We start from the raw sequence: 22,123 nt of genomic DNA on the forward strand, positions 1-22,123 counted from the left end.
AGTCGCGCCTCAGACCGATGGATCGAAGGCGCGGAACGCGAGTCCGCAGGCGATCAGCAGGGAAGACTCGTCCTTGGCCAGCGTGGCCGGCTTGGCTCGCGCGGCGATCGTCATCTGCGAAAACGGCGTGGCGACGGCGGTGGGAATGTGCAGACGCTCTTCGAGGGCCTTGTCGACATCCAGCACTTGCGCGCAGCCGCCCGCAAGAATGATCTGGTCGATCGAATTGAACTGTGACGAGGACGCAAAAAAGAACTGCAGGCTGCGATCGATCTGCTGCGCCATGTCACCGATGAACGCCGGCAGCACTTCGGTAAAGTAGGACTCCGGCAGGTTGCCGAAGCGCTTGGCCTTGGCCGCCTCGTCGAACACCATGCCGTAGTTGCGCATCACGTCTTCGGTGAGCTGCTTGCCGCCGAAAGCCTGATCGCGCGTGTAAATGGTGTGCTGGTCATGCAGCACGATCACCGAGGTGGTGGTCGCGCCCATGTCCACCACGGCCACCGTGCGACCCCGACCCCGGTTGGGCATCTGGTGCGTCAGGAACTGACAGGCGTTCTCCATCGCATAGGACTCGACATCCACCACCTTGGGCGTGAGCCCGGCGATCGCCAACGCCGCAGACAGGGTTTCGATCTGTTCCTTGCGGCAGGCCGCCAGCAGCACGTCGACCGTGCCGCCACCACCATCGGTGGGCCCGAGAATCTGGAAATCGATGTTGACTTCGTCGATCGGGTACGGGATGTACTGATCCGCCTCGACCTTGATCTGCTCTTCCATGTCCATTTCGGACAGGCTCGCCGGCATCGCGATCAGCTTGGTGATGACGGACGACCCGGACACCGCCACGGCAACCTGGCGCGTGCGCGTGCCGGCGCGCGAAACGGCGCGGCCAATCGCCTCGCCGACGGCGTCGATGTCTGAAATCTGTTTATCGGCGATCGAGTTGGCTGGTAAGGTCTCGACCGCATAGGCTTCGACCTGATACCGCTCACCCCGGCGCGAGAGCTCCAATAGCTTGACCGCGCTCGAACTGATGTCCAGTCCCAGCAGCTCTTGGTTGCCCCCCCCGAATAAAGACTGAGTTATGCCCATATGGTCCCGACGCGCCCACAAGCTCTGTTTACAGCCATGGTGACGCCTCCCCGACGGAGTCCTAATATAACGGAAGATTTTCTCAAAGCAACGCTAAGTTGCACGTCCAACTATCTGATCGACTTCCCAAAGATGCCGCCGCACCAGTCCGGTGGAACACAATCGAACAATGAACAGCGGAAGAATCGCCTTCTGGACCGGCCTGGTCCTGCTGATCCTCGCCCTGCTTGCAGGCCTGAGTGCCGTTGCCGCCTTCCATGTCGGCAAGGCGATTTACGCCGATGAACTGCCCAGCAATGAGGAGATCAAGAGCCTGCCTCTGCAGGTGCCGCTGCGCATCTTCACGGAAGACGGCAAGCTGATCGGCGAATTCGGTGCCGAGCGCCGGGCGCCGGTGGCCTACGCCGATCTGCCGCCACAACTGATGTACGCCTTCATCGCCGCCGAGGACGAATACTACTTCGAGCACCCCGGCGTCGACTGGCGCGGCTTGTTGCGTGCCGGCGTCAACCTGGTGCTGACCGGCCACAAGACCCAGGGCGGCAGCACCATCACCATGCAGCTGGCGCGCAACTACTTCCTCAGCAACGAACGGACCTACACCCGCAAGTTCAAGGAAATCCTGCTGGCCCTGCGCATGGAGCGCGAACTCGGCAAGCAGCTGATCCTCGAAACCTATCTCAACAAGATCTACCTGGGGCAGCGCGCCTATGGCGTCGGCGCCGCCGCCCAGATCTACTTTGGCAAGTCCGTGGGCGAGCTCAGTCTCTCGCAATGCGCCGTACTCGCCGGCCTGCCGAAAGCACCGTCACGCGACAACCCGATCGACAATCCGGTGCGCGCCGAGGAGCGTCGCAACTACGTGCTCGGCCGCATGCTCGATATCGGCCGTATCTCGCGCGACGAATACCAGATCGCCATGGCCGAACCGATCCATGCTGAATTCCGGCCGCGCGCGGTCGACATCGATGCGCACTACGTCGCCGAAATGGCACGCGCCGACGCGGTCGCCCGTTTCGGAGACGACACCTACACCGGTGGCTACTCCGTCATCACCACCGTGAACTCCACGCGGCAGCTCGCCGCCGTATCGGCGCTGCGCGATACCTTGCTCGACTATCAGGAACGTCACGGCTATGCGGGCCCCGAAGGGCGTCTTCCGCAAGCCCTGGCGCAACAACTCGCCACGGACCCCGAAGGCGCGCGCGAAGCGGTGGTCGAGGCTCTCACCGAACAAGCACGGGTCGCCGAGCTGCCGGCGGCCGCGGTCGTCCGCTATGCGGACCAGCAACTGCGCGCGATGCTGCCGAACGGCGAGGTCGTCAGCGTGGGCGAGGACGGTCTCGAATGGGCGGCCCTGTCATCCAAGAACACACTCACCGCCGGTGACGTGATCCGTCTGCATCGCGACGGTGAATCCTGGCGGCTCTCAGCCGTGCCCGAGGTGCAGGGCGCGCTGGTATCGCTCGATCCGCACGACGGCGCCGTCCAGGCACTGGTCGGCGGCTATGACTTCTTCACCGGAAAGTTCAATCGCGCGACCCAGGCGCGGCGGCAGCCGGGCAGCGGCATCAAACCATTCCTTTACACTGCCGCGATGTCGGCCGGCTTCACACCGGCCTCGGTGATCCTCGATGCGCCCGTGGTGTTCGACGACCCGCTGCTGGAGGATGCCTGGCGGCCCAAGAACGACAGCGGCAAGTTCTACGGTCCCACGCGCATGCGCGAGGCCCTGGTGCATTCGCGCAATCTGGTGTCGATCCGGCTGCTGCAGGCCATCGGCATCAACTATGCCCGTGATTTCATCTCGCGCTTCGGTTTCGACGAAGCGCGCATGCCGCAGGACCTCACCCTGGCGCTGGGTACGCCGACCTTCACGCCGATGGAAATGGCGCGCGGCTTCAGCGTGTTCGCCAACGGCGGTTTCCTGATCGAGCCGTACTGGATCCGCGAGATTCGTGGGCCGCACGACGAGGAACTGTTCAAGGCCGAACCGATGGTCGCCTGCTCCGAATGTGCCCAGGCCCAGGCCGCCATGGCCGAGGCGCAGACAGCGTCCGAAACCGATGATCCACAGGCGACGACCCAGGCACCCGGCGCGATGCGCCCGACCGAAGCGTCCATGGCCGATGACGCTGATGACGCTGATGACGCCAAAGCTCCGCCGCTGGCGCCGCGCGTCGTCGACCCGCGCCTGATCTATCTCACCGACAGCATGCTGCAGGACGTGACCCGTCGTGGCACCGGCTACCGCACGCGCGAACTCGGTCGCAACGACATCGCCGGCAAGACCGGCACCACCAATGACGCGACCGACGCCTGGTTCTTCGGCTACCAGCCCTCGCTGGTGGCTGCGGTCTGGGTCGGCTTCGATCAGCCCACGCCGCTGGGGCGTGGCGAGTACGGCGGACGTGCCGCACTGCCAGCCTGGGTCCAGTACATGCGCGTGGCGCTCGACGGTACCCCGGAAGCCAGCCGCCAACGCCCGCCGGGACTGGCGACCGTGCGCATCAATCCGGAGAACGGCAAGCTCGCCGCCGCTGGCGATCCGGATGCGATCTTCGAAGTCGTCCCTTCGGAAAACATTCCGGAGCCGGACAACGCTGGCAGCGCCAATCCGTATGACAGCGACCCCTACAACCCCTTCGGTCCCGGTGGTGGTGGTGGCGCCTCCGGCAATGGCGATGACTACGGCGACGCCGAACCCAGCCCGCCGACCGGACGCTACGACGAGGCACCGATGCGCTCCGAACCCTACGATCCGGACCTGATGGAGCCCCTCGACGAGGAGCCCCGGCCGATGGAGGACAGTCTTTTCTGAGACGTGGGCATCGGACGTGCGCCCGGCGTCGCCATGCCGCTGGTTTGACGCCGCGGGGCTGGCTTCCGTAGATTCAGCGTGTTCCCGAACCGGAGTCGTGCCAGTGAGCAAGCGTGCCCTTGGCTTCGAACGCCGCGCCCTGATCCAGGAGGCCGCGCGCATCATCTGCGAGGAACAGCTCGCCGACTATCGCGCCGCCAAACTCAAGGCCGCGGGGCGGCTTGGGCTCGGCGCAAAATGCGCGATGCCCGCCAACGCCGACATCCAGCAGGCCGTGATCGAGTACCAGCGCATCTTCGGCGGCCGCGAATACGCGCTGCGCCTGGGGCGGATGCGCCAGACCGCGATCAAGGCGATGCAACTGCTGCGCGATTTCGACGTTCGCCTGGTGGGTGCCGTCGCCACCGGTGCCACCACCGACGCACACCGCGTGCAGCTCCACGGTTTCGCCGATTCAGCCGAGCAGTTCGACATCTTCTTCGGCAATCGTGGCATTCCGTACAAGATCGGCGAGCGGCGCTACCGCTATTCCGACGGGCGCTGCGAAGACGTGCCGATGCTGAGCTTCATGGCCGGCGACATCGGCGTGGACATCGCCATCTTCACCGATGGCCGGGAGCGACGCGCACCGCTGTCACCGACCGACGGACAGCCGATGAAACGGCTGAGACTGGAACAAGTACAGCGTCTGGCCGAGACACCGCCGGATATCGCAGCCTGAGCACAGGGCACCGCAACGAATAAGGGGCGTGATCTCGCGATCACGCCCCTTATTCGACAGGCAGCCCTTATTCGGTCGCGGCGGCCTTCTCGACTTCAAGCAGCTCGACTTCGAACACCAGCGCCTCGTTCGGCCCGATGCGGCCGCCGGCACCACGCTCGCCATAGGCGAGTTCGGACGGGATGAAGAACTTGTACTGAGCACCCGGCTTCATCAGCTGCACGCCCTCGGTCCAGCCCTTGATCACATTCGACAGCGGGAACGTGACCGGCTCGCCGCGATCGTAGGAACTGTCGAACACCGTGCCGTCGATCAGCGTGCCCTTGTAGTTGACCGTGACCTTGTCCTGCGCCGTCGGGTTCTCGCCCTCACCTGCGCTCATGACCTCGTACTGCAGGCCGCTGTCGGTGGTCATCACGCCGTCTTTCTTGGCGTTCTCGGCGAGGAAGGCTTCGCCCTTGTCGAGGTTGGCCTGTGCTTCTTCGTCATGCTTCTTCGCGGCCTGCTCCTGGAGACGCTTGGCAACAGCGGACTTGACCTCTTCGCGGGACTCTTCGTCCATCAGCGGCTCCTGGCCACTGAAGGCATCGTCGATACCGCGCTTGAGCGCGGCCGTGTCGATCTCGTCCTTGGCGTTCTCGAGCGAACGCGCCAGGTCATGGCCCAGCGCGTAACCGAGCTTCTGCTGGTCCGTTTCCAGAGTGTCCGAGGACATGTCCTGTTCCTTTGCGTCGGTTCCGTTGGGGTTGCAGCCAAGCAGCCACAGCGACGCGAGCACGGCGACGACGTACGCTTTCTTCGTCATGTATCCGACCTTTAATTGGGGGAGATGATTCGCAAATTCACGTTGAAATCGTGATGAAAAAAGGAGCCACAGGCTCCCGATGGGCGCAAAACTATACCGGATTCGCCGCGGCGGGGGCGCGGCGGCTGGACAGCAGCTGCAGAATCGTCTGCTGCGCATCACCGCCCAGCAGATCCAGCGCGCGTTCGGCGATACCGTCGATGCGCGCATCCACATGCAGCACCTGATCTTCATCCTCGCGAACCACGCCGAGTTCGATCAGGGTGCTGACGTAGCCGCGGAACAGCGACTTGTCGAAGAACTCCGGTGCCATGCGCCCGGTCAGTACCGCCGCGCGCTCGGCGAGCAGGCGACAGTCCTCCTCGAAACCGGCACGGGGAATCGAGCCCAGGCGACGGTCCGCAGCGAGCAGCAGCGTCGTCATGCAGTAGCGCTCCAGGGTCTCGGACAGCACGCGACCGAGCATCGCCAGCGAGGAAAACGCGGCGCTGTTGACTTCGGGGCGTTGCAGGAAGCCGTCGTCCGCCCGGATCAGCAGGCCCAGATCAAGCATCGTTGCGATCACGCTGCGGACCTCGGCCTCCAGTTCCTCGCGTCTCCAATGCAAAAAGAACTCGGTGCGCAGAAACGGATACAGCGCGCGCGCGCCGGCCACGACGGTGTCTTCCGAGACCTGGAAGCGCGCCCGGAACAGATTGGCGACCAGCGACGGCAGCGCAAACAGGTGTTGCACGTTGTTGCGGTAATAGGTCAACTGCGGCGCGATCTTGCCGTCGGCCCACATCAGATCGCCCCAGGTGTGCGGAATGCGTGACAGGCGTGCGATTGGCGCCGCCCGATCCAGAATCTCGCGGGGTTCCGCGACCGGCAGGATGACCTCGCTCGAATACGGATGCCGCTGCAACCAGTTCACCAGATAACCGATCTGCCGCACCAGGTCCTGCTCGGCGACGGCGCGTTGCGGCGCCGCCAGGATCGCCACCGAGATCAGCGCCACCGGATAGGCGACGGCGGCGTCGTTGATCCGCCGCATCGTTTCCTTGGCGAGCCGGTTGACCGCCTGCGCGTAACCCGCCGGCCGCTGCGGCTCGACATCGCTGCCGAACGACTGCCGCCAGTCCGGCAGCTGCAGGTCGGCGAAGTCCGCCAGCCGGATCGGTTCGCCGAAGTTGATGTAGGCGCGGCCGAAGGACTTGTTGAGAATCTTGGTGGCCTTGAGCAGCCCCTGCGCGGATTCCTTCTTCTTGCCGCCGCCACCGAGTTCCTTGGCGTAGCTGTTGGCTTCCGCCAGTTTGTCGTACCCCAGATAAACCGGCACGATCATGACCTTGCGCGCGCGCTGGCGCAGTGCGGATTCGACCACCATCGCCAACAGCCCGGTCTTGGGTTGCAGCAGGCGGCCACTGCGAGAGCGCGTGCCTTCGGGATAGAAGCTGATCGAATAGCCGCGCTTGATCAAGGCGTCGACATAGGTGCGGAAGATCGTCGAATACAGTTTTTCGCCGGAGAAGCTGCGGCGCATGTAAAAGGCGCCGCCGCGGCGCAACAGGCCGCCCACGGGCCAGAAGTTGAGGTTCACGCCAGCGGCGATGTGCGGCGGCGCCAGACCCGATTGATACAGCGTATAGCTGACCAGCAGATAGTCCAGATGCGAGCGGTGCGAGGGCAGATACAGCATTTCGTGGCCCTGTGCGATTTCGCGCACCCGCTCCAGGCCACGGACCTCGATGCCGGCGAAGATGCGATGCCACACCGGCGTCAGAATCAGGGCCAGCAGCTTGAGCCAGGACGAACTGTAGTCGGCCGTGATCTCGTCCGCGATCTTGCGCGCGCGCGCCTGCGCCTGGTCCAGGGTGATGCCGCGTTCGCGCGCCTCGGCTTCGATCGCCAGGCGCACCTGCTGCGCGCCCAGCAGGCTGCGGATCATGGTCGTGCGCTGCAGCAGGCTCGGTCCCAGCGTGGCTGAACGGGCGCGCAGAAAATGCAGATTGAACAGGCGTGACAGTTTGCGCATCGCCCGCTTTGGATCCTGCTCGCCGCGCATGAACTGCTTGAACGACAACGGGTTGCCGAAGTTGAGCAGCACGCTGCGGCCGTTGGCCAGCACGATGAACAGCTTGCGCATGCGACCGGCCTGCACGCTGTCGGCAAACAGCAGCTTGAACAGGGAGGTTTCGGAACCGGGGTCGCGCCCCCAGAACACCGACACCGGCACCAGCTGCACGTCGTAGTCCAGCGTGGTCACGGCATCGCCCATCAGCTGCTCCAGCGCGCGCGTCTGCGGACGGTTCTCCTGGAGTGCAGGCTGATACAGCACCGCGGGGCGGCCAGGGGCCGGCAGATCGCGCCCGCTGCGATACGGCACCGGCAGCTTGAGGCGTTTGCACAGCGACTGCAGCACGAACAGGTCGGTCCACGAGCGGACCGGCAATACGAAGCAGATCGGACGCGACAGGTCCAGAGCCAGATGCTGCTGCACATCGGCTGGCGCCGTCTTGTACCGCACCCACAGCAGGAACGGCCGGAACAGGCACCAGCACAGCCAGTACAGGAAGCGGGCAATGAAGGTCATGGCGGTTGTTCGCTCTGATCGCGGCTCTGGACGGCTGAGTCTGGAAGGCTTGGTATAGATCGCACACGAACCCCCACGGGGCGCGCGGATGCGCAGTGTAACGGTTCGTCCACCGCGCCCGTTAACCGCCGCTGCGGCGTCGGCCGTCCCGATCGCGTCGCAGACAATTTTCGCGACTTTGGCCGATAATGTGGCGATGGCGTCCAGGCAACCTTCCCCCCAGGAGCTTGAGGCCGCACGCAGCCGGGTTCGTGGACTCGCGAACTGGCTGGATGCTGCCTTCCGCATTCCCGGCACTCGAATCCGCATCGGTCTCGAGCCGATCATCGGACTGATCCCGATGGTCGGTGACGTGGTCGGCCTGCTGCTATCCGCGTCGATCGTGTTCGAGGCGGTGCGCATCGGCGCGCCTGGCGCAGTGATCCTGCGGATGCTGCTGAACCTGGCGCTGGACGCCCTGATCGGCCTGATCCCGGTGCTGGGCGATCTGTTCGACTTCGGCTACAAGGCCAATCTGCGCAATTCCAGGCTGCTGGAACAGCACCTGGACCGGCAGACGCAAACGCCAGCGGCAACACCGCAGCGACGCCTGATCAACTTCGGCGGTCTCGCCGTTCTGGTGTCGGTGATCGTGGCACTGGCCGTGCTCGGTTTCCGCTGGCTGCTTGCGACGGTCTGAAGACGCGGCGCATCATCGCAACATGTGTCCGCCAGTCCGGGGTCGAGGCCAGGCGCCTCGCAGGACTGCACGCACCGAACCATCGCTGCCGTCCGCAGCAGCCAAATCAATGCAGGGAGTCTAGCCATGCGTACCGGTCTGCGAGCCGTGATCCCCACGACTGTCTTCGCCGCGACAGTCCTTGCCGCCGGCCTCAGCGCCTGCGGTGAACCGGAAGGTCCCGAAACACCCGTTCCCGCGAAAACGCAGAAGCTCGGCAGCGCCGATGCTGACCGCTTCGTCGAACAGATCAGCAGCGAGATGAAGAAGCACGCGCCGGTCGACAACGCCGCCTACTGGGCCGCCGCGACCTACATCACCGACGACACCCAGCTGCTGGCCTCCAAGGCGACCGAGCGCTCCTTGGGCTGGCTCAGCGAAAAACTGGAAGCGGCCAAGGCCTACAACGATGTCGAGATGTCGGCGCAGACTGGCCGCTCGATCAAGCTGCTCAAGCTGCTGACCTCGATGCCCGCGCCTTCCGACGCCGGCAAGCGCGAGGAACTGGCGAAGATCGCGGCGAAGATGGAGGCCAACTACGGCGCCGGCAAGTGGTGTCATGAGGGCGCCACCGGCAATCAGGAATGCCTGAGCCTGCAGCAGATCGAAAAAATCATCGACGATCCCGAAGCCTCGCCGCAGGCCCGCGCGGACGCCTGGGCCGGCTGGCATGAAACCGCCCGACCGATCCGCAAGGACTATCAGCGCTTCGTCGAACTGGTCAACGAAGGCGCGCGCGAACAGGGCTTTGCCGACGCCGGCGAGCTGTGGCGCTCCGGCTACGACATGAGTCCCACCGAATTCGAGGCGCAGACCGAACGACTGTGGTCGCAGGTGGAGCCGCTGTACGACCAGTTGCACTGCTATGTGCGCGCCGAACTGCACGAGCAGTATCCGGACGAAGTGCCTGCCGACGGCCTGATTCCGTCCCATCTGCTCGGCAATATGTGGGCGCAGCAGTGGAGCAACATCTATCCTGAAGTGCAGCCCTATCCCGGCGTCGGCGATCTCGATGTGAGCAGTGCGCTGCAGAAGCGCCGCAACGAGGCCTACAAAAAGCGCCTCGGTGAGTTCAACGGCCAGCCGACTCCCGAGGACCTGGCCGAAATCGGCCATCAGGCCGACGCCGACAGCTCGGTGGCGATGACGAAGATCGCCGAGGACTTCTACACCTCGCTGGGCATGCCGGAGCTGCCGGAATCGTTCTGGAAGAAATCCCTGCTGACGCAGCCGCGCGACCGCGACGTGGTCTGCCATGCCAGCGCCTGGGATGTCGACATGGAAGGCGACGTGCGCATCAAGATGTGCATCGAGCCGGACGAGGAGCAGCTCTACACGATCCATCACGAACTCGGCCATATCTACTACTACCTGGCCTACAACGATCTGCCGCCGCTGTTCCAGACCGGAGCGCACGACGGCTTCCACGAGGCGATCGGCGACACCATCACGCTGTCGCTGACGCCGCAGCACATGAAGACGATCGGCCTGATCGACCAGGTTTCCGAAGACGAGCACGCCGTCATCAATTCGCAGATGAAGCTGGCACTCGACAAGATCGTGTTCCTGCCCTGGGGCAAGCTGGTGGATCAGTGGCGCTGGAAGGTGTTCTCCGGCGAGATCGCACCGGAGGACTACAACCGCGGCTGGTGGGAACTGCGCGAACGCTATCAGGGCGTGGCGCCGCCGATGGCGCGCGGCGAGCAGGATTTCGACCCGGGCGCCAAGTACCACATCCCCGGCAACACGCCGTACACGCGCTATTTCCTGGCGTTCATCCTGCAGTTCCAGTTCCAGCGCGCGCTGTGCGAGGCCTCCGATTTCGACGGTCCGCTGTATGCCTGCGACATCTACGGCAACAAGGAAGTCGGCAAGAAGTTCGAGGAGATGCTGTCACTCGGCGCATCCCAACCCTGGCAGGACGCCCTGGAGAAGCTGACCGGCACGCGCGAAATGGACGCCAGCGCGATCATCGAATACTTCGAGCCGCTGATGAACTACCTCAAGGAACAGAACGAAGGCCGCGAATGCGGCTGGGAGACCTGAAGGCTCACCCGTTCAGCAAAGAGCCGGCGCCTGCGCCGGCTCTTTGCGTTCAACGTGAATCACACGCGGCGTGATGCCGACCTACCCTCGCCCGCTTGCGGCATGGCCGTTGGAACCCCTTTACACCACCGGCGCGAACTCGTCCGGGTCCAGGGCATAGACGCGCACGCCGCCCTTGCCGGCGAGCTTGGCGGTGTACATCGCCTCGTCGCTGCGCTGGGTCACGGCAGCCCCGTCGCCGTCTCGGCCGTCGAAGGTACTGATGCCGACCGAGGCATGCACCCGCAGGCTGTGCTCGCGGACCGGGAACGGTTGCGACAGCGCCGCCAACAGGCGTTCGGCAACGCCAACGGCCTGCGCGGTATCGGCGATCGTCTCCAGCAACAGGGCGAACTCGTCGCCGCCGATCCGCGCGAGCACATCGTGCGCCTCGGCGATCTCGGCCATGCGCGCGGCGGCATGCCTGAGCAGGGCATCACCGGCGGCATGGCCGAAGCGGTCGTTGATCCGTTTGAAATCGTCGAGATCGATATACAGCATGGCGCCGCGCGTGCCCTTGAGCTGGGCCCGCAACACCGCGCGCTTGAGCGCTTCCTGGAACAGGCGGCGATTGCCGAGCCCTGTGAGCGTGTCGTAGTTGGCAAGCTGCGCCAGCTTCTTCAGCGCCATCTGCCGCCGATCGGTTTCCAGCGAGAACTTGTCGAGCACCGCGTTGTAGAACATCGCGATGCGCGCCGCCTCGGTTTCCGGCTCGACTTCGATGTGCTGTGAGAACTCGCCGCGTCGCGCCTGACGGTCCATCTGCACGATCAGATCCAGCACCGCACTGCTGGCACCGTGCTCGGCGATATTGAGCCCGATACGCTCGTCGTCCTCGCTGACCCGCAAGGGCAGAAAGTGGTTGGCCAGCTTCAGCAACACATAGGAGACACCGAAGGAATACAGGCCGATCGTGCTCACGCCCAGCGCCTGAATCTGCAGTTGCTGCCAGCGCGACACGCCCTCGCCCCAGCTTCCATCCGGCGCGCACACGGCCACGGCCAGGGTGCCCCAGACACCGGCGAACAGATGCACCGGCACCGCGCCCACTGCGTCGTCGATCTGCAGGCGTTCCAGCATCTGCATGCCGAGCACGCAGACCAGACCACCAACGGCGCCCACCAGCAAGGCCGCGGCCGGCGACACGATATGACAGTTGGCGGTGATCGCGACCAGACCGGCAAGCACGCCGTTCATGATCTTGTCCACCGCTGGCCGGCCCATCGTCCGCCAGGTCAACACCCCGGCGGCGATGCCGCCGGCCGCGGCGCCGAGAGCCGTATTGACGATGATCAGCGGCACGTCGGCGGTGAAACCCAGCGTGCTGCCACCATTGAAACCGAACCAGCCGACCCACAGCAGAAACACGCCCAGCGTCGCCACCGGCAGGTTGTGACCCTCGATCGGCCGACCGTTCGGCCCGAAGCGACCGACCCGCGGGCCGATGATCATCAGGCAGGCCAGCGAGGCCCAGCCGCCGACCGAATGCACCACGGTGGACCCGGCGAAGTCGATGAAGCCGAGCTGCGCCAGCCAGCCGCTGGCGGTCCCTTCGAGCGCGCCACCCCAGGCCCAGTGGCCGATCACAGGGTAGACCAGCATCGACACCACCAGTGCCGACACACAATACGCCGAGAACCGCATGCGCTCGGCAACGGCGCCGGAGATGATGGTCGTGGCGGTGCCGCAGAACGCGAGCTGGAAGATGAAGAACACGTACATCCACGGCGACACCTCGCCGAACAGCATATCCGGCGTGGTGCCCACGAGGCCGTGCCAGCTGGCACCGAACATCAGGCCGAAACCGACCAGGCCGAACAGGACCGAGGCGATACAGAAATCGATGAGATTCTTGAACGCCACGTTGATGCTGTTCTTGGCGCGCACCAGACCGGACTCGACGCAGGTGAAGCCGGCCTGCATCGACACCACCAGCACGGCGCAGATCAGCATCCAGAACTGGTCGAATGTGTTGTGGTCAATCGGCATGAATCAAGTGATCGCCTGTCTGGAAGTATTCGGAGCACGGACACACCCTGCGCCGTCGCGGGCGGGATTCTTGCTGCGCGTGAGTCCGCGAAACCACAATGCAGACGCTGATGGCGAAGCTTCGAAAAAACACGAGCGGATGCATCCTTGCCGCCTGCACGGTGCTGGCCGGCTTCACCGCATCGGCGCAGGAACAGGCAAGGCCCGGCTTCGAGAATGCACCCACCATCCCGCCCAACGCGGCCACGGTGGGTGAATGCGCGTCTTCGGCCGACGCACGGCTCGATTCGGCCTCCGAAACACCGGACGTCGCCATCGACGAGGCCGTGCTTTCGCAAGCTTTTCGTGAACTCGGCAGGGCTGCCGGTACGGCCGACCCGGCCTGCGTGCCCGCCCTGCGCGCTCGATTGCACGCGCTTCGCCGGCTCGGCGATCGGGCGGAACTGGCCGCATTCGACGAGGGGACCACGATCGCCGAGGCGCTGCGCCAACAGGCGCCGCAACTCGAACTGAAGGCCGGCGACGTGCTGCTGCTGCGCAGCCCACAGGTGGTGTCGGCGGCCGTAGGCCAGATCGGCCTGTCCGGCAGCGATTTCTCGCATGCGGCGATCATCGGTCTCGCACCGGTATGGCGCACGCTCGACGTGGTCGAGGCGCTGGCCGGCGACGGTGTGCGCGCCGAAGCACTGGAGGAATGGCTGGACAAGCCATTCGTGCGTTTCGCAGTACTGCGACATCGCGTCCCCGAGATTGCGCAGCAGGCCGCCGTCGCCGCCTACACCGACGCCAGCGAACGTGTCGCGGACGATCTCTGGTACGACTTCAAGTTGATCCTCGACGACAGCCAGCGCCTCTACTGCACCGAGGTGATCCGTCAGGCCTATGCGCGCGCGGCGCCGCAGGCCGCGCCGGTGCCGCAGCACCTGTCGAACGTCGGCGCCCTGGTCGAAACCTTCCCGATGCAGGAACTCGGCGCCACCGGCCGCGAAGTGTTCCTGGCCGACGACCTGCAACTGGACCCGCGTTTCGAGACGATCCTGGAATTGCGCGCACCCGCCGCCGTGGCACGCAGCGAGCGCATGGACCAGGCGTTTCGCGCAATCTTCGCGCGCCTGCGCGGACCGCAGCGCGAAGCGGCGCTGGCCGAGATCGACGCGGCGATACCACCCGGCCCACTGGCCGTGACCTACGCCTTCGGCGGCGGCTACTTCGAATACCAGCGCCTGCCGCCGGCCTCACGCGGCCGGATCGCCGGGCTTGCGAATCTGGTGACGCAGCGGATGAAGGCGGAGGATTCGGAGCGCTGAGCGCCGTTCCCGCGTCTAACTGCCGCAGGAGGCACCCCGCAGAATGAACCTGCTGCGGCATGGCCGTTGCCCTCACCCACCGCTCGCTGCGCGAGCTTTGTTTATAGAAAGGGCAGGATCGGTCCGGCCGGCACGATGCCGCTAGGATTGATCTGCCTGTGGCTGCTGTAATAGTGCTGCTTGATGTGCCTGAAGTTCACGGTGCTGCCGATCTGCGGAATTGCGTACAGGCGCTCCAGATAGGCTTCGAGCCGCGCATAGTCCTTGATCCGCCGCAGATTGCACTTGAAGTGGCCGTGATAGACGGCATCGAAGCGGATCAGCGTGGTGAACAAGCGGATGTCGGCCTCGCTGAGCTGTTCGCCGACCAGCCAGTCGCGGCCCTTCAGGTGCGTCTCCAGCCAGTCGAGCGCGCAAAACAGTTCGCCGACCGCTTCATCGTAGGCCGCCTGCGTGCTCGCGAAGCCGGCCTTGTAGACCCCGTTGTTGACCTGATCGTAGACGCGCGCATTGACCGCATCGATCTGCTCGCGCCGTTCGGCCGGATACAGGTCATGCAGGTCCCGATTGGCGTAAGCATCGAAGGCGCGATTGAGCATTCGCAGCAGATCGGCCGATTCGTTGTTGACGATGCTGCCGTGGCGCCTGTCCCACAGCACCGGCACGGTCACGCGACCGGAATAATCCGGTTTGGCGCGCACATAGAGCTCATGCAGATGCCGGGCGCCGAACAGCGGGTCGGGAATGCAGTCGCGGCCGTCGCTGAAACTCCAGCCCTGCTCGCCCATATAAGGATCGACGATCGATACCGGAATCGCCTCTTCCAGGCCCTTGAGCGCGCGTACGATCAGCGTGCGATGCGCCCAGGGGCAGGCCAGTGACACGTACAGCCGGTAGCGCCCCGGTTCAGCCGGATAGCGCGCATCGGGATCGGTTTCCACGCTGTCGCGGAACGAGGAGTCCCAGCGCACGAAGCGACCCTCGTTGTTGTCGGTGTCGTATCCAGCCTGCTGCCAGATCCCATCAACCAGCTTGCCCATGGGCTCGCTCCTGTTCGTGTCTGGACTCGACGGTGCCAGCCGCGCCTGAATCGGGCTTGAGCGGCTTGTATGGTCTATCCCGCGTCCCGCTCCGATTCGAGCGCCGCGACCCGTGCTTCGAGGGCATCGATGCGGGCAAGCAGGGTGGCGCTGTCGGTGCCGCCCCGGCTGTTGCCGCCGGATACCGGTTCGGCAGGAATCGCATCCTCGCCGCACAGCAGATGGGCGAAGCGCGACGCGGCCTGCCCCGGTGCGCGCGGCAACTGCTTGACCAGCGGCTCGGCTCGATCGCTCAGCAGCTCCAGTGCTTCGTCGACGCCGGCGGCATCGCCCGGGCCACCCAGGGCGCTGGCGTTGCTGCGCAGCTCCGCGGCGGTCTGCGGGCCGCGCAGCATCAGCGTGACCAGCAGCGCCATGGTCGGAGCCTTGAGCAGCATCTGGTGCTGGAACTGCTGGCGCCATTTCGGCACGCGGCCGCTGTAGTCGTCACGCGTGGCGAACTTCATGGCTTCGAGGTCCGCCAGGGCGCCGCCGACGTCGCGTTCGCTCAGGCTCATGATCGGATTGCGCACGGTCTTCTGGTTGCAGGCGGCCATGATCGCGTTGACGGTCATCGGGTAGTACTGCGGCGTGGTGATCGATTTCTCGACGAGCGAGGCGATCACACGGGCCTGGGCGGGCGTCAGCAAGGGGTCGGACATGGAGGCTCGGCTATGGCGGGGTCGTGGCGCGATCTTAGGGCAGCGACGAGGCCGGTCAAGCCCGCTCGATGGGCGACTCCGCACGCAGCGGCCTTTCGCGCGACAAACGTCATGGTCGTTGTGGGATCATGGCCGCACCGCAAGAGCGGATATGACGGCAGGGATGGAACGAACCTCGACACGAGGCGCGTTCCTGCGGAACCAGCCAGGTCTCGGGCCTGGTCGGTTCACGCCAAGAGGACAAGCAATGACCACTGCCCGACTGCAAACCGCGGGTTCGCGGCCGTCGGCTGCGGCCGCTGCTGCCCTTCGCGATGACGGGCCTGTTCGGCCTGAATCCGGCCGCGCGCGCCGAAGCGCCCGATGCCGACGACGCGACACAAGGGCAACGGCCATGCCGCAGCAGATTCATTCTGCGGGGTGCCGCTTGGCGGCATGGCCGTTAGACGATCAGCCGGCGCACTTGCGCGATTCGTTCAAAACGCTTCGAATCGTCGGTATCCGCAGGCTCGCACGCCTCGCGTCGGCCGCATTCGAACCACTGAGGAGAGAACCATGAGCGCGATATTGTCGATCGACCAGGGAACCACCAGCACGCGTGCCATCGTGTTCGACCGCGAAGGGCGCAAGCTCGGCAGCGCGCAGCGCGAACTGGAACAGTCCTACCCGCATTCCGGCTGGGTCGAGCACGACCCGGAACAGATCTGGGCCGACACCGTGGAATGCCTGCGCGGCGCGCTCAAGGACGCCGATCTGTCGGTCGGCGACATCGCCGCCTGCGGCATCACCAACCAGCGCGAAACCACCGTGGTCTGGGACCGCAAGACCGGCAAGCCGATCTATCCGGCGATCGTCTGGCAGGACCGGCGCACCTTCGAGTGGTGCAAGCAGCGCAAGTCCGACGAACGCGACGCCTGGATCGCCGACCGCAGCGGCCTGCTGCTGGACCCGTACTTCTCGGCCACCAAGGTCGGCTGGATACTCGACAACGTGGACGGCGCGCGTGAACGTGCCGAACGCGGCGAACTGGCCTTCGGCACCATCGATTGCTGGTTGATCTGGAACATGACCGGCGGCGAACGTCATGTCACCGACGCCACCAATGCCTGTCGCACGATGCTGTTCAACGTGCGCACCCAGGACTGGGACGAAGATCTGCTGGAATTCTTCGGCGTGCCGCGCGCGCTATTGCCGGAGGTGCTCGACAGCGCCGCCGAGTTCTGCCGCATGGACGCAGACATACTCGGCGAGCCCTTGGTGGTCGGCGGCGTGGCCGGTGATCAGCAGGCCGCGACCATCGGGCAGGCCTGTTTCGAGCCCGGCATGATCAAGTCCACCTACGGCACCGGTTGTTTCATGGTGCTCAACCTCGGCAAGGAATTCGTGCGCTCGGAGCATCGCCTGCTGACGACCACGGCCTACCGGCTCAACGGCGAGGTCACGTATGCGCTGGAGGGCAGCATCTTCATCGCCGGCGCCGCGGTGCAGTGGCTGCGCGACGCGGTGAAGCTGATCGAGCACGCGGCGGATACCGAAGACCTCGCCAAATCACTGCCGGACAATCGCGGCGTGTATCTGGTGCCGGCCTTCACCGGCCTCGGCGCGCCGTACTGGGACCCGGAGGCACGCGGCGCCATCTTCGGCCTGACGCGCGATACCGGATTCGCCCACATCGCCCGGGCCGCGCTGGAATCGGTCTGCTACCAGACGCGTGATCTGATCGAGGCCATGGGCAAGGATGCGAAGCCGCCGCACGAACTGCGTGTCGATGGCGGCATGGTGGTCAACGACTGGCTGACGCAGTTTCTCGCCGACACGCTGAAGATTCCGGTGGAACGGCCGCAAGTCGTGGAAACCACGGCGCTGGGTGCCGCTTACCTGGCCGGCCTGCACGCCGGAGTCTACGAGTCGCTGGACGATATCGCCCAACTCTGGAAGCTCGAGCGTCGCTTCGAGCCGGTGCAGTCGCCGGAACAGTCCGACACCAATTACGCCGGCTGGCTCAACGCCGTGAAGCGGGTGCGCACCGCCGACTGAGATGCCGAAGGGCCGCGCGGCGGCGCGGAAATCTGCGGATCGCCGGCTCCGCAAACCGGCGTCAGGTAGCGCCGCCTGCGGACGCAGCGCCATACAGCGCCTCGATCTCCACCAGCAGTTCGCGGCGACAGACCTCGCCTTCCAGCACCCACAGCGGAACGGCCTCGCCAAAGCGCTCGCGCACGCGCTGCGCGACGCGGGCAGCGTCCGCCGCGCGGCGGACATAGACCGTAAGCGCTTTGGCCACCATCGCCTCGGCATGGCCTGCACGGCGCGCGGCCTCGGCCGCCAGCACCGACAGATTGCGGTGAATCTCGTCGAGTTGTTCCAGCACGTCGCCGGCGTGCAGGCTGCGATGTCCGACGATGCTGGCGGTGCCGGACACATACAGCCGATCGCCGCCGCGGCTGCGGTGCAGCGTCGCGCGCGAGAAGCTCGGACTGCGCGGACCGTATTCGCGCGGATAGCGAAATGCGCTGGTCTGGCGCGGATTCTCGACCTGGAGCCCGCGCCGGCGTGAAGCCAGCCACACCAGTTGCAGGCCGCGCGCATGCGTGCCGATCGCGGTGGCCGCCGGCAGACGCGCTTCGATGCCCTGCGCCAGTTCCCAGGCCTCGTAGCGGCCCAGGGCGAAACGTCGGTAGCGCTCGTTGTCGCCCGCGCCTTCGGTGATTCCGGCCATGAAGTTCCAGACGCGCAGCAGCGCCGGATAGTCGCTGCCGGCCTGAAATGCGGCGATGCGCCGATACGCCTCGGCCGCCAGTGCCCGCCAGTCACCATCGGGCGGATCGTCGAGGTTCAGGCGTGCCAGCAGCACCTCGCTGTTGTCGGCGCATTCGATACCCGCGACATGGCGACGCCGCACCGGTGTATCGCTCAGCCAGGTCTGCGTGTCCGGCCCGGACAGCACTCGCAGCGGAACCGCGATCACATGCGGTGAACGTACCTCATCGGCGCCGAAGCGCCACTGCGCGAGGCAATAGGCACCGCATGGCGTCTCGGGCGCGGCGCTGATGTGAAACGGGGGATTCATTGGCGCGCATTGTAAGCGCAGGGCGCTGCAGTCGCTGTGAACAGGCCGCCGACAGGTCTGCTGACATTCCGTGGGCGAGCGATCTCGATCCGGTTCGGGAGGTCGGCAAGGACCTGCGCCTTGCCAGCGTGCTCGATCCCTACGGTAATCGGCTGTCGATCATTCAGAACCCCCTGCTCGATCCGAAGAAGCTGGCCTGCCCAGACGATGCATCGCGCCGACCGGCTGTTCCAGCTCGTTCGGTACCTGCGCGGTCGGCGTGTGACCACGGCCGCGCAGCTGGCCGAGCGTCTGGAGGATTTCCTGCGCGCGGTGCGCGCAGATTGCGCGCAGAAAGCGGGTAAGCAAGCCCTGATTCACCTGTCGTGGAGTAAGCTGGGCGCCGAATTCTGCGGAGCCCCACATGCAAGCGGACGACAAGCGCAGCCTCAAGCCTGCGGACGCGCTCAAGCGCCGCAGCCGCGGCTGGTTGGTGATTTCGATCGGCCTGATCGCGGTCGGCGCCGTGGCGGTTGCCCTGCCCGTGGTCGCCGGACTGGCGACCACGCTGCTGATCGGCTGGCTGCTGGTGTTGGCCGCGTTCGCGCACTTCGTGATCACTTTCGAGCCGCAACGCCTCGGCAGCCGGATCTGGCATGCGCTGGTCGCGGTGCTGTACGGGCTGGTCGGCACCTATCTGCTGCTGCATCCGGCAGCCGGGCTGATGTCGCTGACGCTGTTGTTCGCCGTGATGCTGATCGCTGCGGCGATCTTCCGTGTGGCCGCCTATCTGCGACTGCGCCATCTGCGCGGCGCCGGCTGGCTGCTGCTGGATGCCTTGCTCAGCGTGGTGCTGGGCCTGCTGATCGGTTCGCAGTACCCGCAGAGCAGCGAATGGGCGGTCGGCATGCTGATCGGCGTGTCGATTCTCGCCAATGGGCTCAGTGGGCTGATGTTCTCGCTGGCGGCGCGGCGCTATGCCGAGTCGCTGGACGAACCCGGCCATTCGGCATCACTCTGAGATGCCGGACAACGCGAGAGATCCCGACATGAAACCATCAATCAAGCAGACCACGCTCGTCGCCGCCCTCGCACTGATGCTCGGCGCCTGCGCCAGCAAAGGGCCGATCATCGACACTCAGGGCGTGGACATGAGCCGCTACGACCAGGATCTGGCGCAGTGCGAAACCTATGCGAGCCAGGTCAACACCGGCGAGCAAGCCGGCAAGAGCGCCGCGGCCGGAGGGGTGCTCGGCGCGATCTTCGGCGCCATCGTCGGTGACAGTTCAACCGTGGCCAAGGGCGCTGGCGTCGGCGCCGTGGCCGGTGGTGCGCGCGGCGCGGCCGGCGGTGAGCGGGAGAAGGACCAGGTGGTCAAGAACTGCCTGCGTGGACGCGGTTACAAGGTCTTGAACTAGGCTTGAGTTCTGAAAGTAATCGACCTGATTCTTCCAACGTCATTTCCGCGCGAGAATGAATTCTCAGTAATATACTGAATATAAATGTAAATTTATCGAAACTTTGACCTGTGCAGGAACTGTGCAGATCATTTCGGTTCTGTGAAGCTGTTTGCATCATGTTCTGACCCCTTGGGGCGACGATAGCAACCGCAATTACCTCCCGATGGCTGTACTCCCGGCAGTGCCGTCGTTTCGCCCGGGGCAGATGGTACGTCTCGATACCGGACACAGTTGAAGCGCCACCTTCTGCAGCATCTCCGGCGCCACCGGTGGTATCGACGCCCACCTCGGCGTGTTGGCCCGGTAAAGAATTCGCACCGGCAGCAGCTTCGCCAGTTTCACCCGATCGCGCCCGCTTCCAGGGAACGGAGGTAGCGCATCACTGCCTCGGCCTTCCCCTCGGAAACCAAGCGGTCAGCCGTCTTCCGGTCGAAGTCCCGGATCGGATGGTTCTTGAACCAGAACAGCGCCTCATCGACACCCCCACGTAAATCGGCGGCGGCCTGTAACACGCGGACCGCATCGCGCATGTAGCCCTGTAGGTCCGGCGAATACGGGTTGTTACGCACCGTGTTCCGATGGACATGTGCCAGCTCGGCAACCACCTGTAGTGGGTAATCCAGCAGCTCGGCGAACTTCGTCGGCGAAATGTTTGCCGGTCGCATGTCGTCCTTGAGCCACCTTAGAACCGCGTCAAAAGACTTGGCATCGGGCTGCACCACTGCTCCACTCATGCCCAGCTCCATCCAAACAGAGCACATTATGTGCACAATATAAGCACAATCGGAATTTAGTCGTATATCCCGTAGGCGAGTCAAGGGCCGGCGTCAGCCGGGCATCGCGCACCCTTGGCACGGCGAAGGGGCAATACGGTGTGCCTTGGCAGTGACTGATGCAATTCGCCAGTCACAGCCACGGAAGACCGTCGTTGGAGTTATACCAGGCAAGCCTGATCAGAACTGCCAATATGACATCGCCGGTGATACTACGGAGGAAGAGCACCTGTCGGCGGCAGGATTGACGGCAGCGGACGCACAGGCTTTTCTCGACGCTTTGGCTGCGTTCGCGCAACCGGTGACGATCCACTACTCGTGGCGACCGCAGTTGAGCGATCCCGCCGATGAGATGGTTTTGGAAACAGCCGTAAACGGACAAGCCAACGCCCTGGTCACATTCAACCAGCGGGATTTTGGAAAGGCACCCGGGCAGTTTGGAATTGAGTTGTTGCTTCCTTCGGAAGCACTAAGGAGATCGCGATGAAAGCTATTTCAACTTTCCCACTGCGCCTGCCACGTTCGATCAAGGCGGCGGTCGAAAAGGTCAGCAAGCAGGATGGCACCAGCATGAATCAGTTCGTCGCGACGACTGTCGCGGAAAAGCTGGCGGTGATGGATGCGGAACAGTTCTTCAAGGCGCGGCAAAGTCGTGCAGACTTGAAAAAGTTCGACGCGATCATGAAGCGTAAAAGTGGATTGCCACCCCGCGCCGGAGACGAAGCCTAAAACAATCTTGCATGACCGCCGTCAGCGCAGAAGCGGCTCTTGTGCAGTTGTATGAAGTAGAAAAGGGATAGCCGCCCGACGCAAGTCCTTGTAAAACGAAGGTCGTCTAAGCTTTCGAGTACAGGGAACAAATGAGAGCGACTATTCCAGCGGGGATTGTTGGGCTGCGTGGCCAAGTGGTCAATGCGGTGACCGTGGAAAGTGACGGTGTGATCGGCGTGTCGTACCGGCGCGACGCGCGGTTTGTACCGGTGGATA

At 64.7% G+C, this 22,123-nt stretch carries 18 protein-coding genes; 10 read left to right on the forward strand and 8 right to left on the reverse strand.

Features of this window, described 5'->3' with window-relative positions:
* Positions 1–9 precede the first annotated feature (9 nt).
* The gene (locus tag RM530_RS10955) at positions 10–1,095 is read right to left on the reverse strand and encodes a pilus assembly protein PilM (RefSeq protein ID WP_311365268.1); all 1,086 of its coding nucleotides are present in this window, start codon (positions 1,093–1,095) and stop codon (positions 10–12) included.
* A gap of 169 nt (positions 1,096–1,264) precedes the next feature.
* Here RM530_RS10955 and RM530_RS10960 point away from each other — a divergent pair, with 169 nt between their 5' ends.
* Positions 1,265–3,916, forward strand: a complete 2,652-nt coding sequence (locus RM530_RS10960; protein ID WP_311365269.1) for a penicillin-binding protein 1A — start codon at positions 1,265–1,267, stop codon at positions 3,914–3,916.
* Positions 3,917–4,019: 103 nt separating this feature from the next.
* Positions 4,020–4,637 carry a hypothetical protein gene (locus tag RM530_RS10965; protein WP_311365270.1) on the forward strand — a complete coding sequence of 206 codons (618 nt, stop codon included), beginning with the start codon at positions 4,020–4,022 and terminating at the stop codon, positions 4,635–4,637.
* Positions 4,638–4,704: 67 nt separating this feature from the next.
* On the opposite strand, the gene bamJ is transcribed toward RM530_RS10965, so the two are convergent.
* Positions 4,705–5,442: a BamJ family beta-barrel-assembly machinery protein gene (gene bamJ / locus RM530_RS10970; RefSeq protein WP_311365271.1), complete on the reverse strand. Its 738-nt coding sequence runs from the start codon at positions 5,440–5,442 to the stop codon at positions 4,705–4,707.
* Between the two features lie 91 nt (positions 5,443–5,533).
* Positions 5,534–8,014 carry a glycerol-3-phosphate 1-O-acyltransferase PlsB gene (gene plsB, locus RM530_RS10975; RefSeq protein WP_311365272.1) on the reverse strand — a complete coding sequence of 827 codons (2,481 nt, stop codon included), beginning with the start codon at positions 8,012–8,014 and terminating at the stop codon, positions 5,534–5,536.
* 196 nt (positions 8,015–8,210) lie between these two features.
* Between plsB and RM530_RS10980 the strand changes: the two genes are divergently transcribed.
* Positions 8,211–8,693, forward strand: a complete 483-nt coding sequence (locus RM530_RS10980; protein WP_311365273.1) for a DUF4112 domain-containing protein — start codon at positions 8,211–8,213, stop codon at positions 8,691–8,693.
* 126 nt (positions 8,694–8,819) lie between these two features.
* A complete protein-coding gene (locus tag RM530_RS10985) occupies positions 8,820–10,778 on the forward strand; it encodes a M2 family metallopeptidase (protein ID WP_311365274.1) in 1,959 nt (652 codons plus the stop codon).
* Between the two features lie 120 nt (positions 10,779–10,898).
* On the opposite strand, the gene RM530_RS10990 is transcribed toward RM530_RS10985, so the two are convergent.
* A complete protein-coding gene (locus RM530_RS10990; RefSeq protein ID WP_311365275.1) occupies positions 10,899–12,806 on the reverse strand; it encodes an ammonium transporter in 1,908 nt (635 codons plus the stop codon).
* A gap of 110 nt (positions 12,807–12,916) precedes the next feature.
* On the opposite strand from RM530_RS10990, the gene RM530_RS10995 reads away from it, so the two are divergent.
* A complete protein-coding gene (locus tag RM530_RS10995) occupies positions 12,917–14,113 on the forward strand; it encodes a YiiX/YebB-like N1pC/P60 family cysteine hydrolase (RefSeq protein WP_311365276.1) in 1,197 nt (398 codons plus the stop codon).
* Positions 14,114–14,214: 101 nt separating this feature from the next.
* Here RM530_RS10995 and RM530_RS11000 read toward each other — a convergent pair whose 3' ends face one another.
* A complete protein-coding gene (locus RM530_RS11000) occupies positions 14,215–15,153 on the reverse strand; it encodes a glutathione S-transferase family protein (RefSeq protein ID WP_311365277.1) in 939 nt (312 codons plus the stop codon).
* A 74-nt stretch (positions 15,154–15,227) separates the two neighbouring features.
* On the reverse strand, positions 15,228–15,854 hold the full coding sequence (locus RM530_RS11005; protein WP_311365278.1) for a YceH family protein: 627 nt from the start codon (positions 15,852–15,854) through the stop codon (positions 15,228–15,230).
* Positions 15,855–16,409: 555 nt separating this feature from the next.
* On the opposite strand from RM530_RS11005, the gene glpK reads away from it, so the two are divergent.
* On the forward strand, positions 16,410–17,891 hold the full coding sequence (gene glpK / locus RM530_RS11010) for a glycerol kinase GlpK (RefSeq protein WP_311365279.1): 1,482 nt from the start codon (positions 16,410–16,412) through the stop codon (positions 17,889–17,891).
* 61 nt (positions 17,892–17,952) lie between these two features.
* Here glpK and RM530_RS11015 read toward each other — a convergent pair whose 3' ends face one another.
* Complete coding sequence (locus tag RM530_RS11015; RefSeq protein ID WP_311365280.1) at positions 17,953–18,924, reverse strand: chorismate transformation FkbO/Hyg5 family protein; 972 nt, start codon at positions 18,922–18,924, stop codon at positions 17,953–17,955.
* Between the two features lie 403 nt (positions 18,925–19,327).
* On the opposite strand from RM530_RS11015, the gene RM530_RS11020 reads away from it, so the two are divergent.
* Complete coding sequence (locus tag RM530_RS11020; protein ID WP_311365281.1) at positions 19,328–19,924, forward strand: HdeD family acid-resistance protein; 597 nt, start codon at positions 19,328–19,330, stop codon at positions 19,922–19,924.
* Positions 19,925–19,952: 28 nt separating this feature from the next.
* On the forward strand, positions 19,953–20,321 hold the full coding sequence (locus RM530_RS11025) for a glycine zipper family protein (RefSeq protein ID WP_311365282.1): 369 nt from the start codon (positions 19,953–19,955) through the stop codon (positions 20,319–20,321).
* 380 nt (positions 20,322–20,701) lie between these two features.
* Here the strand turns inward: RM530_RS11025 and RM530_RS11030 are convergent, their stop codons facing one another.
* Positions 20,702–21,097, reverse strand: coding sequence for a hypothetical protein (locus tag RM530_RS11030; protein WP_311365283.1), 396 nt, complete (start codon positions 21,095–21,097; stop codon positions 20,702–20,704).
* 151 nt (positions 21,098–21,248) lie between these two features.
* On the opposite strand from RM530_RS11030, the gene RM530_RS11035 reads away from it, so the two are divergent.
* Together RM530_RS11035 and RM530_RS11040 are read left to right on the forward strand one after the other, a co-directional pair.
* Positions 21,249–21,623 carry a PIN domain-containing protein gene (locus RM530_RS11035; RefSeq protein ID WP_311365284.1) on the forward strand — a complete coding sequence of 125 codons (375 nt, stop codon included), beginning with the start codon at positions 21,249–21,251 and terminating at the stop codon, positions 21,621–21,623.
* Entirely contained in the window at positions 21,620–21,865 is a 246-nt protein-coding gene (locus RM530_RS11040; protein WP_311365285.1) for a hypothetical protein, read from the forward strand. The genes RM530_RS11035 and RM530_RS11040 overlap by 4 nt, the downstream gene beginning before the upstream one ends.
* Positions 21,866–22,123: the final 258 nt, after the last annotated feature.

The organism is Banduia mediterranea (assembly GCF_031846245.1).
Classification (GTDB): Bacteria; Pseudomonadota; Gammaproteobacteria; order Nevskiales; family Nevskiaceae; genus Banduia; species Banduia mediterranea.

Bases quoted from the DNA above. Each gene is read 5' to 3' on its own strand.
- RM530_RS10955 (WP_311365268.1), bottom strand. From the start codon at position 1,095: ATGGGCATAACTCAGTCTTTATTCGGGGGGGGCAACCAAGAGCTGCTG.
- RM530_RS10960 (WP_311365269.1), top strand. From the start codon at position 1,265: ATGAACAGCGGAAGAATCGCCTTCTGGACCGGCCTGGTCCTGCTGATC.
- bamJ (WP_311365271.1), bottom strand. From the start codon at position 5,442: ATGACGAAGAAAGCGTACGTCGTCGCCGTGCTCGCGTCGCTGTGGCTG.
- plsB (WP_311365272.1), bottom strand. From the start codon at position 8,014: ATGACCTTCATTGCCCGCTTCCTGTACTGGCTGTGCTGGTGCCTGTTC.
- RM530_RS10980 (WP_311365273.1), top strand. From the start codon at position 8,211: ATGGCGTCCAGGCAACCTTCCCCCCAGGAGCTTGAGGCCGCACGCAGC.
- RM530_RS10985 (WP_311365274.1), top strand. From the start codon at position 8,820: ATGCGTACCGGTCTGCGAGCCGTGATCCCCACGACTGTCTTCGCCGCG.
- RM530_RS10990 (WP_311365275.1), bottom strand. From the start codon at position 12,806: ATGCCGATTGACCACAACACATTCGACCAGTTCTGGATGCTGATCTGC.
- RM530_RS10995 (WP_311365276.1), top strand. From the start codon at position 12,917: ATGGCGAAGCTTCGAAAAAACACGAGCGGATGCATCCTTGCCGCCTGC.
- RM530_RS11000 (WP_311365277.1), bottom strand. From the start codon at position 15,153: ATGGGCAAGCTGGTTGATGGGATCTGGCAGCAGGCTGGATACGACACC.
- RM530_RS11005 (WP_311365278.1), bottom strand. From the start codon at position 15,854: ATGTCCGACCCCTTGCTGACGCCCGCCCAGGCCCGTGTGATCGCCTCG.
- glpK (WP_311365279.1), top strand. From the start codon at position 16,410: ATGAGCGCGATATTGTCGATCGACCAGGGAACCACCAGCACGCGTGCC.
- RM530_RS11015 (WP_311365280.1), bottom strand. From the start codon at position 18,924: ATGAATCCCCCGTTTCACATCAGCGCCGCGCCCGAGACGCCATGCGGT.
- RM530_RS11020 (WP_311365281.1), top strand. From the start codon at position 19,328: ATGCAAGCGGACGACAAGCGCAGCCTCAAGCCTGCGGACGCGCTCAAG.
- RM530_RS11025 (WP_311365282.1), top strand. From the start codon at position 19,953: ATGAAACCATCAATCAAGCAGACCACGCTCGTCGCCGCCCTCGCACTG.
- RM530_RS11030 (WP_311365283.1), bottom strand. From the start codon at position 21,097: ATGAGTGGAGCAGTGGTGCAGCCCGATGCCAAGTCTTTTGACGCGGTT.
- RM530_RS11040 (WP_311365285.1), top strand. From the start codon at position 21,620: ATGAAAGCTATTTCAACTTTCCCACTGCGCCTGCCACGTTCGATCAAG.